The 17034-nt window shown below is 45.2% G+C and carries 15 protein-coding genes; 10 read left to right on the top strand and 5 right to left on the bottom strand.

Annotated elements, in window-relative coordinates; all coding sequences use genetic code 11:
- Window positions 1–162 precede the first annotated feature (162 nt).
- Both AAHK14_RS09690 and AAHK14_RS09685 read right to left on the bottom strand, forming a co-directional pair.
- Complete coding sequence (locus tag AAHK14_RS09690; protein WP_083108321.1) at window positions 163–1191, bottom strand: IS110 family transposase; 1029 nt, start codon at window positions 1189–1191, stop codon at window positions 163–165.
- A 448-nt stretch (window positions 1192–1639) separates the two neighbouring features.
- The gene (locus AAHK14_RS09685) at window positions 1640–2413 is read right to left on the bottom strand and encodes a Nif3-like dinuclear metal center hexameric protein (RefSeq protein WP_065256901.1); all 774 of its coding nucleotides are present in this window, start codon (window positions 2411–2413) and stop codon (window positions 1640–1642) included.
- Window positions 2414–2929: 516 nt separating this feature from the next.
- Between AAHK14_RS09685 and xseA the strand changes: the two genes are divergently transcribed.
- The 3 genes from xseA to AAHK14_RS09670 all read left to right on the top strand — a co-directional run bounded on the left by xseA (window position 2930) and on the right by AAHK14_RS09670 (window position 6368).
- Window positions 2930–4435 (top strand): exodeoxyribonuclease VII large subunit, encoded by a 1506-nt coding sequence (xseA, locus tag AAHK14_RS09680; RefSeq protein ID WP_065256902.1) that lies wholly within the window; start codon window positions 2930–2932, stop codon window positions 4433–4435.
- A 51-nt stretch (window positions 4436–4486) separates the two neighbouring features.
- Complete coding sequence (locus AAHK14_RS09675) at window positions 4487–5428, top strand: DMT family transporter (RefSeq protein ID WP_062499102.1); 942 nt, start codon at window positions 4487–4489, stop codon at window positions 5426–5428.
- Window positions 5429–5756: 328 nt separating this feature from the next.
- Window positions 5757–6368: a TIGR00730 family Rossman fold protein gene (locus tag AAHK14_RS09670; protein ID WP_194092566.1), complete on the top strand. Its 612-nt coding sequence runs from the start codon at window positions 5757–5759 to the stop codon at window positions 6366–6368.
- A 268-nt stretch (window positions 6369–6636) separates the two neighbouring features.
- Here AAHK14_RS09670 and AAHK14_RS09665 read toward each other — a convergent pair whose 3' ends face one another.
- Window positions 6637–7080: a hypothetical protein gene (locus AAHK14_RS09665; protein ID WP_062499099.1), complete on the bottom strand. Its 444-nt coding sequence runs from the start codon at window positions 7078–7080 to the stop codon at window positions 6637–6639.
- Window positions 7081–7125: 45 nt separating this feature from the next.
- The gene (locus tag AAHK14_RS09660; RefSeq protein WP_062499098.1) at window positions 7126–7461 is read right to left on the bottom strand and encodes a hypothetical protein; all 336 of its coding nucleotides are present in this window, start codon (window positions 7459–7461) and stop codon (window positions 7126–7128) included.
- A gap of 441 nt (window positions 7462–7902) precedes the next feature.
- Here AAHK14_RS09660 and accB point away from each other — a divergent pair, with 441 nt between their 5' ends.
- Together accB and accC are read left to right on the top strand one after the other, a co-directional pair.
- A complete protein-coding gene (gene accB, locus AAHK14_RS09655; protein WP_062499101.1) occupies window positions 7903–8328 on the top strand; it encodes an acetyl-CoA carboxylase biotin carboxyl carrier protein in 426 nt (141 codons plus the stop codon).
- Between the two features lie 10 nt (window positions 8329–8338).
- The gene (gene accC, locus AAHK14_RS09650) at window positions 8339–9682 is read left to right on the top strand and encodes an acetyl-CoA carboxylase biotin carboxylase subunit (protein WP_194092567.1); all 1344 of its coding nucleotides are present in this window, start codon (window positions 8339–8341) and stop codon (window positions 9680–9682) included.
- 57 nt (window positions 9683–9739) lie between these two features.
- Here the strand turns inward: accC and AAHK14_RS09645 are convergent, their stop codons facing one another.
- Complete coding sequence (locus AAHK14_RS09645; RefSeq protein ID WP_065256908.1) at window positions 9740–10636, bottom strand: LysR family transcriptional regulator; 897 nt, start codon at window positions 10634–10636, stop codon at window positions 9740–9742.
- 668 nt (window positions 10637–11304) lie between these two features.
- Between AAHK14_RS09645 and AAHK14_RS09640 the strand changes: the two genes are divergently transcribed.
- The 5 genes from AAHK14_RS09640 to rpoD all read left to right on the top strand — a co-directional run bounded on the left by AAHK14_RS09640 (window position 11305) and on the right by rpoD (window position 16972).
- On the top strand, window positions 11305–12465 hold the full coding sequence (locus tag AAHK14_RS09640; protein ID WP_194092571.1) for an MFS transporter: 1161 nt from the start codon (window positions 11305–11307) through the stop codon (window positions 12463–12465).
- A gap of 189 nt (window positions 12466–12654) precedes the next feature.
- On the top strand, window positions 12655–13440 hold the full coding sequence (locus tag AAHK14_RS09635; RefSeq protein ID WP_065256909.1) for a hypothetical protein: 786 nt from the start codon (window positions 12655–12657) through the stop codon (window positions 13438–13440).
- Complete coding sequence (locus tag AAHK14_RS09630) at window positions 13440–13892, top strand: ATP-binding protein (protein WP_062499070.1); 453 nt, start codon at window positions 13440–13442, stop codon at window positions 13890–13892. Before AAHK14_RS09635 ends, AAHK14_RS09630 begins: the two co-directional genes overlap by 1 nt.
- Window positions 13874–14629, top strand: a complete 756-nt coding sequence (locus AAHK14_RS09625; protein WP_065256910.1) for a tRNA(His) guanylyltransferase Thg1 family protein — start codon at window positions 13874–13876, stop codon at window positions 14627–14629. Before AAHK14_RS09630 ends, AAHK14_RS09625 begins: the two co-directional genes overlap by 19 nt.
- Window positions 14630–15118: 489 nt before the next feature.
- A complete protein-coding gene (rpoD, locus tag AAHK14_RS09620) occupies window positions 15119–16972 on the top strand; it encodes an RNA polymerase sigma factor RpoD (RefSeq protein WP_065256911.1) in 1854 nt (617 codons plus the stop codon).
- The last annotated feature ends 62 nt before the right edge of the window (window positions 16973–17034 follow it).

The following is a 17034-nucleotide window of genomic DNA, read 5'->3' as shown; positions in this document are numbered from 1 at the left end:
TTTTAATGGACTTCCTGCAAAACCCCAAATTAAAGAAAACTGCTCAAAGTGAGCTAGCCTGCCCATAACGGTTTTCCGCCACCCGCAGGCATAGCTCAGATACCATGATACCCCACCTAAGTCAATGGTTTTTTAAGTATCTGGTATCTAGTATCTTACAAACTAACTTAAAGATACTTGTTGCTCAAAGGATGTTTGGGTTTTGATAACACCAAAACAGATATGTACCAATTTACGCATACAAGCACATAAGGCTTGCATTTTGGTTTTACCGTTTTGTTGTAATCGTTCATAAAATGCCTTAATGGTGCTATTATAACGAATGGCACTCATTGCAGACATATACAGCTTAGCACGCAAAGAGACTTGCCCTTGTTTGGACAGTTTGGTTGCTCCCTTAAAGACACCTGACTGTCTTTGTTTGGGTATTAAGCCTAAAAACGAAGCCATCTGTGAGGCTTTTTTAAATTGTTTGGTATGTATTAAGCATACCACTTCTTTGGCAATAACAGAACCAATACCGTCAATGGTTTCAAGTAAGGTTTTGTCTTGCTTTAAACTTGGTTGTTTGTCAACAAAGTCATCAATGTCTTTGGTGAGTTTGGCAATTTCCTCTTGAAGGACACTGATGACTGTTTGCATGGATGCTTTAACCAAATCGGGCAGATTGGGTGATAAGAGCAACTCTTGTCGGTTTTGCTCTCGTTGCAAATCTTCTTTGAGTGCTTCTAAGCGAGCCAATAGAGCTTTTAGCTGTTTGGCTTCAATGCTAGGTGCTACCCAAACCTCAGGCTTGTGGCTATAACCATACCTTGATAAAATAATGCTGTCTTTTTTATCAGTTTTATGGATTACCCCCAAACTGTCTGCAAATTTGCGGACATAGTTAGGATTGACAATGCTTTGCTTGATATTATTATCATCAAGAAACTCACTTAGGTGTTCATGATAAACCCCTGTTGCTTCTAGGATGATGTGTAGCTCATCAAGATGATTGCTGACATTGGTTTTTAACCAAGCAAGCAGTAAATCAAAGCCTGCTTTGTTGTTGTTAAAAACCTTGGTTTTTACTTTATTTGTGCTTGGGTTTATAAATGCAACATCAAACTTTGCTTTGCTGATGTCTATGCCAATATAGTGTATCATCTGTCTCTTGCCTTGTTTATGCAGTGTCTGTTTTAATAAACGCACTTAGATACCATTCAGAGTTAAGATGACAAGCAAAGGACACCATCTGAGCACCAGTGTTAAGACACTAAGGGCGAACCCGTGTTCTCTTTGCTTGTATAACCCAACAACATTCTAGCAGATAATCTAGGTTTGGTGTTGGGTTGATACAAGGGCGAACGGAAAACCTGGTTTTGCAGGAAGTTTAATAAATTTTAAAATTTACAATACAAACAAAAATCGGCTAATTTTACCATTATTTTTTAAAAAATAATACCAAAAAAGACAAGCCAAATGAGTTACTTTTGCAAATGGTGTTTTTACTTGAATGCCAATTTAAAATGGTAGATGATTGATTATTATGCCATTTTTTGGGTTGTAGGGGCAAATCCCATTTGCCCTTAATACATCAATCTGTTATATGGCGTTGTAAATGGGATATTTTTTAAAAATATCATTGGCAAACACCCCTTTAAACAGGATTATCAATATCCACAAAAACCACATCAAGCCCAAGCACGTCCGCCAAATGCTCGCCCAATGCCTTGATACCGCCCCGTTCGGTTGCGTGATGACCCGCCCCAAAATAATCCACGCCCAGCTCTCGTGCCAAATGCGTGGTACGCTCGGACGCTTCCCCCGAGATAAACGCCTGACAACCCATAGCATGAGCTTGGGTTATCATGTCTTGGGCGCCACCTGTGCATAGGGCGATTTTGGTTAGGGTGCGGTTAGGGTCATCGCTGATGTGCAGGGGTGTACGCCCCAACACTTGCTCGATTTTTTTGGCAAAATCGGCAGATGTCGTGGGCGAACAGGTGGCGACATTACCCACAGGGTGTTTTTCATGGGGATATAACGCCCCTGTTATGGTCAAGCCAAGCTCACCGGCAAGCACCGCATTATTGCCGATGACAGGGTGAGCATCAAGGGGCAGATGATAGGCGATGAGTGAAATGTTATGTTGGAGCAGGGTGCGAATGCGTTTGCCTTTCATGCCGACCAGTGGAGCAGGCTCGCCTTTCCAAAAATAGCCATGATGTACCAATATCGCTTGGGCGTTATGCTCTATCGCCTTATCTATCAAGGCTTGGCAAGCGGTAACGCCTGTGATGACCCTGCTGATGGGCGTATCGGCATCGACTTGCAGACCGTTGGGGCAATAGTCGTTAAATTCGCTTGCTTGTAAATAGTCATCGCAAAATTTTGCTAAATTGGTAGGGATAATTGGGGTGTTTTTGCTCATGGTGTGCCTTTGTGCGTTACTCAATTTAAAATTGTTCAAAGTCTTTGCTATGTTACGTTATTTATGGCATTTTGGCAATTTTAAATTAAAACCCAATCCTTTACCACCACCAGCATTCATAAATCATCAAAAATCTGTTACAATCTTAGAGCGTGCCAAACATTGATGCCATTATTGATAAATATGATAAATTTAACGCTTTAATTAATTTTTGCATGAAAAATGGCTATCCGCCCACTGAATCAGGTAATTTTTAAGATTTTAACTTAATTTGCCCCATTCTCAACTTTGTATAAGTGATTGATTTATCAAGGGCGAATTGCAATTCGCCCCTACAACCAAAAAATAATTTTTAAAAATCAATAAGTTACTATTTTAAGTTGAGAATGACTATCAGCCTGCGATTTTTCCTATTTTTCATGGCAAATACCAATATTCAACACGCCCTAGTATTATTTGCCCTTTCAATGCCTTTCTATTTTCTACCTTTTACCTTTTTACTTTAAAACAGCCACCATGAACCACAAAGCCATCTTGACCGCCCTAGACCAAAACCTAGACAGACTAGCACAGACCCAAGACAACACCGACATCAACGCCCTACATCAAGCCATCGCCGATGAGATGAATGGCGTATCTGATGAGCCGACATTGGCAGGGGTGCAGTTATCGCTAAGTAGCTACCTAGAAGCGGTAAAACTGGTCATCAGCGACACCTTTGACCATGAAGTGTGGATACAAGCAGAACTGCGAGCGGTCAATACCAAGGGTGGGCATTATTATTTTGAACTTGCCGAAAAGGACGATAACGGCAACATCATCGCCAGTACTCGGGCGACGTTGTGGCGATATCAGGCAAATGCGGTTGTCGGCAAATTCACCCGTGAGACAGGCAAACCGCTCTCGGCAGGACTGGCGGTGCTGATAAAAGGTTCGGCAAGTTTTCATCCGCAGTACGGGTTTAGTATTAATATAAGCGACATTGACCCCACTTACACGCTCGGGGCATTGGCTCAGGCTTATAACGCCATGCTAAAACGCCTACATGATGAAGGACTGACCGCCCTAAATAAAGCCCTACCCACCCCCTTTGACATCCGTCATGTCATCGTCATCGCCCCCGAGCAGGCGGCAGGACTGGGTGATTTTCGTGCCGAAGCGGACAGATTGGCACAGACGGGGGCGTGCCAGTTCTATTATCATCACGCCACCTTTCAGGGCAATCACGCCCCAAGCGAGATAAGGACAGCCATCACGCACGCCATCGGTGAGTTTTATGCCAGTCACGCCCATCATGCCGACCTGCTCGTCATCATCCGTGGGGGCGGAGCGGTGGGCGATTTGGCGTATCTTAATGACTATGAGCTGTCGGCATTGGTTGCCGAATCGCCCATGCCTGTGTGGGTCGGTATCGGGCATGAGCGTGATAAGGTGCTACTCGATGAAGTGGCACACACTCGCTTTGATACGCCATCTAAGGTCATCCTAGCCATCGAAAACCATCTGGTCACAATGGTCGCCCTTGCCAAAGGTGCCATAACCACCATCAACGACATCAGTCGCACTCGCCTGCACCACGCCAAAGAGCAAAGCCATCTTGCCATGAAAAGCGTCCATCACGGGGCAAGCCAAACCCTAAAACTTGCCAAAAAAGACAGCGACTTTTTATTAAGCACGCTAAGCAGTCATGCCAAATACCGCACCCACACGCTCTCATCTGCCATCAGCGACCTGCTCACCCGTCAGCACAAAACCGCTCACGAACACATCAAACACGCTCGCCAAACCACCGTCCACACTCTATCTCGGCACAAAGCACTACTGCCCCGCTTATCCGCCTTGCGTGATGAGACTCGCCACTTACAAAGCATGATTTTGGTACAACACCCTGCCCGCACCCTAACCAAAGGCTACGCACTCATCCATCAAGACGGGCATGTCATTGGCTCATCGAACACCATCAGACAAGACGAGATTGACATCGAATTTCATGACGGGCGTATCAAGGCTGTGGTAAAATAGGCGGTTTTTGTATCGCCCATCTGCCCACCCATCCATCGCTTGGTAGTGTTCATGACTCATTTACGCCAGCTGTTTTGTCAGCTCTCGCCCACCGCCCAAGGCTATGTCTGTATCGTGCTGACCATGCTCGTGTGGGGCAGTTTTAGCTTGCTCGCTCGCCTAAATGCCAGTTGGGGCATATCAGCGTGGGACATCATCGCCGTGCGTTTTGGCGTGTCGGCAGGGCTACTTTTGCCCATACTCATCTATCGGCGAAACATGGCGTTTTTGTGGCAACCCAAAGCCGTCATCTTAGCACTGTTTGGTGGGGTCGGTTATAGCTCGCTTGTGTACAGTGCTTTTTTGCTCGCCCCTGTGGTGCATGGGGCGGTGTTTTTAAATGGCATGATACCTGTCGCCACCGCCCTGCTCATGCTCCTACTGCTCAAAAAACGCCCCGACCACGACACCAAAATCGCACTCATCCTTATCATCATCACACTCATGCTCATGACCGCTCTCATGCTCATCAAGGGCTTGTCCTTTGGCGTGGGCGATATACTGTTCGTCATCTGTGCCTGCTGTTGGGCAGGTTATGGTATCATGCTAAAAGAATGGGGATTTAGCCCATGGCAAGTCATGTGTAGCACCGCCATCTGGTCAGCGATACTCTACCTGCCCATCTATGGCGTGCTACTGTATCTGGGTGTGGGCGGTTTGGGCTTTGGTGGCGTTGCTTTGTCGCATGCCATCATCCAAGGGGCGTTTCATAGCGTCATGGTGATGATATTTGCCACGATGACGTATTCGCTGGCGGTTGAGCGACTTGGGGCGTTTTTCGCTGGCGGACTTGCCAGTCTTGCCCCGTTTATCTCAGCCTTACTTGCCGTGCCACTCTTGGGCGAACCCCTAAACAGCGTCATGGTGCTAGGGCTCATCGGCATGGGGCTTGGCACGGTACAGCCATGGCGTTATGTGGGCGCGCTAAAAAGTCGTTTGTTCAAATCATCTTGACACACCATACCACCCAAGCCATCATTGATTTTTTATCAAAGTTTTGTTAAATTAGGGTGTTTATTGTTTTGACAAAATGGCATTATACACCCAACAAACTTAATATTTACCACAGGCTTTGTAGGGACTGGCTCCGCACGTCCTTTGATAACATGCCAATTTTTATAGGCGTGCACAGCACGCCCCTACACCCAAACTTCATTATGTTTGTGATAATTTTAAAGTTTCTCGGGTGTACATTAATGACTTTTGATAAATGTCATTTAAATTTTTTTGTAACAACACCCACAAATTACCTTTATAAATAAGTAAAATATAGCGAGTTTTTATGTCTGCCATCAAGCTAAATAACATCACCGTCTATTGTGGTTCTAACTTTGGTGAGATTCCCGATTATTATCATCACGCCCAAATCCTAGGCGAACGCCTTGCCCATCATAACATCCGCCTTGTCTATGGTGGGGGCAATGTCGGACTCATGGGAACGCTTGCCGACAGCACGTTATCGCATGACGGAGAAGTCATTGGCGTGATTCCCACCTTTTTAAAACAAAAAGAAGTCGCCCATCTGGGACTGACCGAACTCATCGAAACCCCCGACATGGTCACTCGCAAAACCAAGCTCATCGAACTGGCGGACGGCTTTATCGTCATGGCAGGCGGTTTGGGGACGTATGAAGAACTGTTTGAAGTGCTGTCCATCACTCAGCTTAATCTCATCCGCAAACCCATCGGCTTATTAAATGTCGCTCATTTCTTTGACCCGCTACTTGACATGCTCGCCAAGACTGCCGAGAGTGGGTTTATGCCCAAAGAGAATTTACAGCTTTTGTGCATCGCCGACAACAGCGAAGAGCTACTGCACAAAATGGCAAATTTTAAATTCATCGACGCCCCCAAATGGGTTAGACCAGCATGGCTTGATGAGATTGTTTCTTAATGTTATGCCAAACACAGGGGTGGTTGGTTGGATGGTTTTTGCAATTTGATATATAAGGGTAAAATATTTTATCCTTCTCATTTTTAACAATCATATTGGGGTTACACCCAACGAACTTGATATTTGTCATGAGTCTGTAAGAATCGGCTCCGCACATGTCCTTTAATATTGCTATTTTTATAGGCACGCACAGCACGCCCCCACATCCAAACATCATTGCGTTTGTGGTAATTTTAAAATTTCTTGGGTGCAAAAACTTTCTTATTTATCACCCATCAAAATCCCCACAAATCAAATCCGCATCAACAGGATAAAGTTTTTTATTTGCAAGGTAAGTTGGGATGTATACCGTTTGATTTAAATCATAATCGCCATTCATCATGACTTTATATAGCCCATTTTGATGATATTTAACCATCAGCTCATAGTTGGAGCCACTTTTATTTGTCATGATAAAACTTATGCCATCATCTGACAAAAGCACGTTATCAATGGAGTGTTTTTCAATAACGTTAGTACAAAAGTCTTTCCAAATGATTGTGTTATTTTTTGTATCGATAAAAGGAAAAACGGCACCGCACATACAATAAGCATCAAAAGCACCAACGTATTTGCCATCAGTTTTTTCCAAACCGTTTAATTCTTTGTTTAATAGAATTCCTGCAAAACCCCAGATTAAAGAAAACCGTTCGTGGTGAGCTTGTCGAACCATAACGGTTTTCCGCCATCCTTCGACAAGCTCAGGGCGAGCGGAAAACTAGTTTTGCAGGAAGTTTAATAAATTAGCAAGATGTCTTTGATGATGGGTCAATACCGACAAGCGATGATGATTGGCAGTTGCTTGGCACTGCTTTTGTGTTTGTGGATTTTTAGTGCAGTTTTTAAAAGTGTCTTGTTGCCACTTTTTTTGATTATCTTCTAAGGCAACTTTTAGGCTATTGGATAAATTTGCATATAATCCATCATAAGCCTTTTTAACCCCATTATCATTTGGTAAATAGTCATCATGTTGTCGCACTTGCTCATTTATACCACCACAAGCAGATAAAATAACGGCAGTAAACACAACACCTATTTTAAAAAATAATTTCATAAAACACCCCAGTCAAAACACAATCATTGCCAATTAAAATCAATTTTACTACACCCCAGTCTTGGCAACAAGCCCAACCCAGTTTATAAAGACGATTTTAAAGGACATTTATTGATGATCCAGACATCAAAAATGATTAAAAATTACTCATTTTTAATCATTGTTTTACCCAATTTACCCCATTTTTGTAAAAAATTTACCCAAAATTGCAAAAAATACTTGCAAAATATCCGTACGCATGTACACTATGCACCTGATGATAACACAAATTTTGGCGTTACCGATTTTAACAATAACGCCGATGATTGCCACTAGGCGATTTTGAAAAAATTTGTTACAATAAACTTTTACATTTTATAAGGTGACGGCATGGGCATTCTAAAAAACACCCAAAAACCAACTTCCCAATCCACAAAAACACAGACGGCAACGAATGCCACCATTGACATCGCTCAGATTCGTGAGCTGATTGAACTCATGGAAGAGAAAGATTTGGCAAACCTAGAACTGGGCAACGATGACAGCTATGTTCATCTGACCCGTAACGTGGCGGTGCAAACCGTTGCCATGCCCCAAATGTCCGCTCCTGCCAGTACCGCACCAACCGCCCCCACGCCAAAAACTCCGAGCGGCAAGGTTGAGACATCGCCCATGGTCGGGGTATTTTACTCCGCCCCCAGCCCAAACGACCCACCCTTTGTCAAAGTCGGACAAAAAGTAGAAGCAGGCGACCAGCTTGGTATCATCGAAGCCATGAAAATCATGAACCCCCTAGAAGCCACCCAAAGCGGTATCATTGAAGAGATTTTGGTATCTAACGCTGACGTGGTGCAGTTTGGGCAACCAGTCATTCGCTACAAAGCCTAACGGGTGAGTTATGATTAAGAAGTTATTGATTGCCAACCGTGGCGAGATTGCCCTGCGTATCGTGCGTGCGTGCAAACAGCTTGGTATACAGACGGTGGGCGTGTATTCATCGGCGGACAAGGATTTGATGCACCTGCGGTTTTGTGATGAAGCAGTCTGCATTGGCGATACCCCATCCACCCAAAGCTATCTGTCCATCCCTGCCATCTTGACTGCTGCCGAGATAACAGGGGCGGATGCCATTCACCCTGGTTATGGCTTTTTGTCCGAGAATGCCGACTTTGCCGAGCAGGTCGAAGAAGCAGGGCTGACTTTTGTAGGCCCCCACCCTGACCACATCCGCCTGATGGGTAACAAGGTCTCTGCCATCAACGCCATGAAAAAAGCAGGCGTACCCACCGTCCCCGGTTCGGTTGGTGCCATCACCCTACACAATGCCGAAGAGCAAGCGCGTGCCATCGGCTTTCCACTCATCGTCAAGGCGGCAGCAGGTGGGGGCGGTCGTGGCATGCGTGTGGTTGAGCGTTTTGAAGAGCTTATCAATCAAGTCCAAGCCGCCAAAACCGAAGCCAAAAACGCCTTTGGCGATGATACGGTCTATATGGAGCGGTTTTTGAAAAACCCACGCCACGTAGAAGTCCAAGTCCTAGGCGACGGCAATGGCAACGCCCTACACCTGTTTGACCGTGACTGCTCACTACAACGTCGCCACCAAAAGGTGTTAGAAGAAGCCCCTGCCCCTGGCATTCCTGATGACATCAAACAGCCGATTTTAGACGCTTGCGTGCGTGCGTGTGAGCAAATCGGCTATCGTGGGGCGGGGACGTTTGAGTTTTTGTATGAAAATGAGCAGTTTTTCTTTATTGAGATGAACACTCGTGTACAAGTCGAACATCCTGTTACCGAGATGATTACGGGTATTGATATCATCGTTGAACAGCTTAAAATCGCCGCAGGCTATGGACTATCCTATCATCAAGATGAGATTACCATTCGTGGTCACGCCATGGAGTGCCGTATCAATGCCGAAGACCCCAAGACCTTTATGCCCTGCCCTGGTCGCATTGACAATCTATTCGCCCCGAGCGGTTCTGGCGTGCGGTTTGACAGTCATCTGTATCAAGGGTACAGCATTCCTAGCTACTATGATTCGATGATTGGCAAGCTCATCTGTCATGCCCAAACTCGCAAGCAGGTCGTACAAAAAATACTCCATGCCCTAGATGAGCTCATCATCGAAGGCATTAAGACCAACACTGCCTTACACCGTGATGTGATATTGCAAGATGAAGCCTTTACCGAAGAAGCTCAAAACATTCATTATTTGGAAAATCATTTGTTAAAGGGCAACTAACTCATCGCTTTTTAACAAATCAATAAAAAACCTTGGCTCTCACCAAGGTTTTTATTATTACGCTCGATTCTCTTCACTCTGCACATCTTTAATGCCCAGCATATCAAGCAAGGCGTCCGTCCCTGATGAACGGGTTAGGTTAGGATTAATGACCAGCCCGAGATGACGTTGTAACTCCACGTTCTCTTTTAGGTCAATCTTAACCAAATCTTGATTGATGAGTGTCTCAGGTAGCACCGACCAGCCCAGTCCCACAGACACGAGCATACGGATGGATTCTAACGGGTTGGTACTCATGGTTGCAAAGGGGCGTAGGTTGTGCTTGTTGAACTCAGCCAAGGTAATCTGACTGGTAAAAGTATTCGCCGCAGGCAAAATCGCAGGATGACGTGCCAGTTGCAAGAGACTCACGGACGACTGCTGTGCCAATGGGCTTAGCACCCCCGTGACAAAATACAGCGGGTCAGACCACAGCGTGTGATACGCCAGTCGTCTGTCAAAAGTCGGGGGTAAGGTCAAAAATGCCAATGCCACATCGCCTTCTAGCACCGCTTTATGTGCCGTCTCACTGTCCATAAACTGCACTTCTAGCTGAACAGACGGATAAGTTTGGATAAACTGCTTTAAGACGGGGGGCAAGTGGTGCAGTCCGATATGATGACTGGTGCCAATGACCAGTCGCCCCGTCGCTACTTCCTTTGAGTAGAGCAGACTGGCTTTACAGCTCTCATAGTCTTCAAGCCATTTTTTGGCATAGGGCAGTAGCTCATGAGCTGATGCCGTGGGGATAATGCCACGTCCGATGGTGTCAAACAGTGCCGTGCCAAACTCATCTTCTAAGCTCTTAATCCGCTTGGAGACGGCAGGTTGGGTAATAAACAGTTTCTCGGCGGCACCTGAGATACTGCCCGTTTGCATGACGGTGATGAACGTGGATAAATTGGTGGTATTCATGATGCATTCCTGCGTAAATGATTATCGTATTATGACAAAGTTGTCAGTGCAATATTATATCAAATTTTTGGGGATTGGTAATAACTTTATTTACTTTTGGTTATGTTTTTTAAAAAATAAATAAGACAAAATGATGATAGACATCGGTTTGGATGAGTTTTTTGATAAATCACCAGGGCAATCGCACTACAAAATTTTATATGGAATTGATTAAAAATCAAGCAAATTTAGTGTTTATAGTTAATTTTAACTAAATAAATTTTTAATAGATTATTCAAAGTGTAATTGGTTTGGTGGGTTTTTAAATAATTGTGCATCTAAAAATTACCAATTTCTTTAAAAACATAATTTTATTTGCTAAAAATTAAATATAGTGCGATTGCCCTGGATAAATCACTGACATCACTCCCGCCCCCGACAAATTGTGATACAATATTAGGGCGTATTGAACATTGGTATTTGCAATGAAAAATGAGAAAAATCGCCCGTTTTTCAAGGAAAAGTCCGCAGTTGATATTGAAATATCAACAAGGATTTTGACGTAGAAAAACCAGATTTAGCCATTTTTCATGCAAAAATTGATTTAAAATGTTAAGTTTTTACCTTATTTTATAAAATGCTATCAATGGTAGGCACGCCCTATGTTACCTGCTATCCTTGATGATGTCATGACCGCCCACAACCCCACTTTTACCCAGAAATTCACCATTGCCATGATTGGCTTTTTTGCCTTTTTACAGGTCTATTCGGTACAGGCGATTTTGCCGGTACTCATGCAGGACTTGCAGGCGAGCGAAGTGCAAGTGGGGCTGGCGGTCGGGGCGACGGTCATGGCGATTGCCCTGATGTCGCCTTTTATGGGCATGCTCTCGGATGCCTTTGGGCGACGGCGGTTTATCATCGGCTCATTGCTCATGCTCGCCATTCCTACTTTTATGGTCGGTATGGCGGGGTCGGTGGATGGGCTGACGTTTTGGCGGTTTTTGCAGGGGCTTGCCGTCCCTGGCATCACGGTGGTACTCATTGCCTACATTGGCGAAGAGTACGGCGACAACATCGCTGGCATGATGAGTCTGTATGTGGCAGGCACGGTATTGGGCGGGTTTAGCGGACGGTTTTTTGCAGGGCATTTGCACGAATGGATAGGCTGGCGGTGGGGCTATGGCGTCATGGCGGTGCTGACCTTAGTGGGGGCGGTGTGGGTACTAAAAAGCCTACCCAAATCGCAACACTTTAAAAAAAGCCAAAACTTCCAAGACGCCCTACGCCTGCTCCTGTCCCACACCAAAAACCGCCATGTCATGAGTGCCTGCCTGCTCGGTGGCTGTGTGCTATTTAGTTTGGTGGGCTGTTTTACCTTTATCAACTTGCACCTAGCCGATGCCCCTTATCGGCTATCAGCGTCTCATCTGGCGAACATCTTTGCCCTATATCTCATCGGCATGGTCATCACCCCCTTGTCCGCCAAAATCATCGCTCGCTTTGGCATGACCAACACCATCATCTTTGCCGTCATCTGCTCCATCACAGGGCTATTCATCACTTTATCTGCCCCCCTACCGCTCATCATCATCGGCTTGACCATCATGTCATCAGGGGTATTTATCACGCAGTCGGCGACCATCAGCTACATCGCAAGCCATGTCAAAGAAGGGCGTTCGCTGGCGTCAGGACTGTACTACATGGGCTACTATGGCGGGGGCAGTGTCGGGGCATGGGTCTGTGCCATCGCCTATGCTCATGGTGGATGGCTCTATGCCGTGCTGACCATCTTTGGCGTGCAACTGTTGGCATTGGGCGTGGTAATGGGGCTTATGAAAAAGGCGTGATGATAAGATGATAATGAACATTGTTCAATTAAGACCTTTTAAATCATATAAAAAATGACACCCCCAAAAATCACCATCTGACACAGGGTGGATGACAATTTACCCGATTTGCACATAAATCTACCCATCTTTACCGAATTTTTGCTACAATAGTAGGGCGTTTATTTTTTCCTTTTATTTTTAGCATTTATGAACAATACTTACGACAGTCGCACGCAGGCGGATTTTTCTGATGAGCCAGCAGGATTTGAGCAAACAGGATTCGCCTTTGAAAACGAAAATTTGTTTGACAACATCACCACCAGCATTCAAAACGCCTTAACCAACATCAAACACAGCTACACCCACACCGCAGGGGATTTGGTTGATGAGATTTATGTAACGGGCAGTCAAGAGCAGATTAACGATGCCCTAAATCAGTTTGTGGTACAAAATGTCGGCATGGTGCTAGATTTGCACCTTGAACTGTTTGACGGCTTTTTAAGGCTTTACTGCACGGCGGACGTGTTAGATATGCACCTATCGGTGGCGTGCAATTTTAAGCTCACCGAAGCTCGTCTTGACCGTCATGTTCAGCGGTTTGCCTTTGAACAAATCTCCAACACCGACATCATCACCTTGCACAGCAAATCATGGTGGAAAACCCCTGCCATCAAGTTTGCCGTGCCTGCCTATCGCACCCTACTTAGAAAAGACCCCCTGCCCTTTTTGTTGTCGCTATCGCCCAAACTCAAAGGCAAGCCCTTTATTGAATACAAGGGCAACGTCATCTACCTAGAAATCGGACGTTGGCTCCCTGATGACATCAAAGGCTACTTAAAAAAAGCTCAGGTCAATCACGCCATCGTCAAAAAAGAGCAACTGGTACTAAAAGTACAGCCCAACTTTGGCGACATATTAAGCCTAGGCGACCCAAACAGCCCCATCATCACCGAAAAAGACAATCCCAATCAGGCGGATGACAAAGAAGTCTAATGGAACTCATTATGTTTATTGGCTTGCAAGGAGCGGGCAAAAGTACATTCTATAAAGAGCGGTTTGTTGATACGCACATACGCTTAAATGGCGATATGCTCAAAACCGCCCACCGTGAAAAACTGCTGTTTAGGGCGTGCCTAGACAGCAAAACCCCAACCGTGATAGACAAAACCAATCCGACCAGAGATGTCCGAGCGGATTATATCCGTTTGGCAAAGGTTCATCATTTTAAGGTCATCGCCTATTATTTTGATGTGCCGTTTGATGTGGCACTTGCCAATAACAACCAACGACACGGCAAAGCCAAAATCCCCGAAGTAGGACTAAAATCAGTTGCCAAAGTGCTGACCCACCCTGACTTTGATGAAGGTTTTGATGAGATTTTTGTGGTAAAAAATATCAGTGGCGACTTTGAAGTACAGGAGTATGTATGCGATTTGACGAATTAGACACAAGGTTACGCCAATACGAAACCTTACATGACAGCTTTGTTTTGCCAAATATTCACATGATCGTGCGGTTGGACGGTCGGGGCTTTACCAAAAAGGCGGACGATGTTTGGCGACTCAACCGCCCCTTTGATGACACCTTTCATCACGCCATGACCAAAACCACCGAACACCTTATGAATACTGGCTTTCGCGTGGTCTATGGCTACACCCAAAGCGATGAGATTTCTTTGCTACTACACATCGATGACGACAGTTTTAATCGCAAAACTCGCAAAATCATCTCACTACTGGCAGGTGAAGCAAGCGGAGTGTTTAGCCTTGTCATGAACGCCCCTGCCAGTTTTGACGCTCGCATTTGTGAATTGCCAAATAAAGCATTGGTGCAGGATTATTTTAGCTGGCGACAAGAAGACGCTCACAGAAACGCCTTAAACACACATTGCTACTGGCTACTTAGAAAACAAGGACAATCGCCACGGGCAAGTGCCGATTTTTTGTTATACAAATCGGTAAGTGAAAAGCATGAACTGTTATTTCAAAACGGCATGAATTTTAATGACGCACCAAATTGGCAAAAGCGTGGCGTGGGCGTATATTGGCAAGATACTCACAAAGATGGCTTTAATCCCAAAACAGGCGAGCAGACAGTCGCCTTACGCAGAACCTTGGTCGTTGATGACAATCTACCCATTTATGATGAGTATCGTGAGATGATTGGGGGCATGCTTGGCTGATTTTAATCTTTAAAACACTTCATTCTCAACTTAAAATGGCGACTCATTGATTATTTGATAATTATTTTTCGGGTTGTAGGGACGAATTGTAATTCGCCCTTGATAAATCAATCACTCATGTGAAGTTGAGAATGGGGTTTTAAAATTTTATCCTATATCAAGGGCAGATGTGATTTATCCCAACAACCCAAAAACAATCATTGAAAAATCAATAAGTTATAACTTTAAATTGAGATTTAAGTTGAGATTGAAACAAAACAATGCATTTTAAATAGGATTATTCATCAATTCTACCTTTAAACTGATTTATCGGGACAAACGACAATTTGCCCCATGGTAAGGCAAAAGTAGCTAAAATTGGAGCATGTCCTTTAAAATTTATCACATCCCTTTTTATACCCCTTTAAAAAATCAAGCCCAACCCCCATTTAGCACCCAACTGTGTTATAATTGACTGTTTCAATCACTTTTAGGCATGAGCGAGAACCCATGAGCGAACATTCTACTTCCCAATTAGCCGCCCTTATTCAGCTTGGCAAAGAACAAGGCTATCTGACCTATGCCGAGATTAACGACCAACTGCCCGAATCTGTCACCGAAAGCGACCAAGTAGAAGACATCATCGCCATGCTGACGGACGTGGGCATTGCCATTTATGAAGTCGCCCCTGATGAAGACGACATCATTTTGGCAAACTCAGGCAGCGATGACGACATGGCAGCCGATGAAGCGGCGGCGGTGTTAGCCAGCGTTGAGACCGAACCGGGGCGTACCACCGACCCTGTGCGTATGTACATGCGTGAGATGGGGACAGTAGATTTGCTCTCTCGAGATGGCGAGATTAGTATCGCCAAACGTATCGAAGAAGGTACCCGAGAAGTGCAGTACATCATGGCGTACTGGCCTGGCACGGTCAAGTTTGTCCTTGATGAGTACGCACAAGTACAAACGGGCGAGAAAAAAATCTCTGATGTGGTCACAGGCTTTTTATCCCTAGATGACAGCGATTTTGAAATCCAAGAGAACGACACAGAGATTGACCTAAAAATCAGTGAAGCCGATGATGACAGCGATACCGAAGAAGAAGATGACAACGGCATGAGCATGGACGCTGACAGCGATGATAGCAGTCTTGACCCCGAAGAAGTCAAAGCCCGCTTTGATGAGATTCAAAGCCTGTTTGACAATGCCAAAAAAATGCTTGAAAAACATGGACGTAACAGCGAAAAAGCCAAATCTGCCTATGATGAGCTTGCCACTCGCTTTATGCTTATCAAACTAAACAACCGCCTATCTGACCAAATCATGGCACTCATGCGTGAAGTCTATGAAGACGTACGTGCCACCGAACGCCAAATCATGCGTCTGGTTATTCGTAAAGGCAAAATGCCCCTTGATGAGTTCAAAAAAACCTTCCCCAGTAACGAAACCAACATCGACTGGCTGGCTCACCGCATTGATGGCAAACCCGCCTTTGCTGGCACCTTAGAAGCGGTGATGCCTGATGTTGTTGCCTTGCAAAAGAAAATCTTGGCACACGAAGAAAACCTACAAATGAACATCAAAGACATGAAAGCCGTGGCTCGCCAAATGGCAATCGGGGAAGCCAAAGCTCGTCGTGCCAAAAAAGACATGGTCGAAGCCAACTTACGTCTGGTTATTTCCATCGCCAAAAAATACACCAACCGTGGCTTACAGTTCCTTGACCTTATCCAAGAAGGCAACATCGGTCTCATGAAAGCGGTAGATAAATTTGAATACCGCCGTGGTTATAAGTTCTCAACCTATGCCACATGGTGGATTCGTCAAGCCATCACTCGTTCTATCGCTGACCAAGCACGCACCATTCGTATCCCTGTACACATGATTGAGACGATTAACAAAATCAACCGTGTCAGCCGTCAGCTACTCCAAGAGATGGGACGTGAACCCACCCCCGAAGAGTTGGGCGAACGTCTTGACATGGACGAAGCCAAAGTGCGTAAAGTCCTAAAAATCGCCAAAGAGCCGATTTCCATGGAAACCCCCATCGGCGATGATGAAGACAGCCACCTAGGCGATTTCATCGAAGACAGCACCATTTCAAGCCCTGTTGAGAGTGCCACTGCCGAAGGTCTGCGTGAAGCCACCCGAGAAGTGCTAGACAACCTAACCGAGCGTGAAGCCAAAGTGCTAAAAATGCGGTTTGGTATTGACATGGCGTCCGACCACACCTTAGAAGAAGTAGGCAAGCAGTTCGATGTTACTCGTGAGCGTATCCGTCAGATAGAAGCCAAAGCCCTACGCAAACTTCGCCACCCATCTCGCTCCGAGCATTTGCGTTCGTTCTTGGAAAATGATTGATTTTTAAAACACCCAAAATAACCACCACAGTGTGGTTATTTTTATGCTTGAAAAAGCGACCG

This window comes from Moraxella sp. K1664 (assembly GCF_039693965.1).
Taxonomy (GTDB): Bacteria; Pseudomonadota; Gammaproteobacteria; order Pseudomonadales; family Moraxellaceae; genus Moraxella.
The sequence above is the reverse complement of the archived record's forward strand: the minus strand, read 5'-3'. Positions and strand labels throughout refer to the sequence as shown.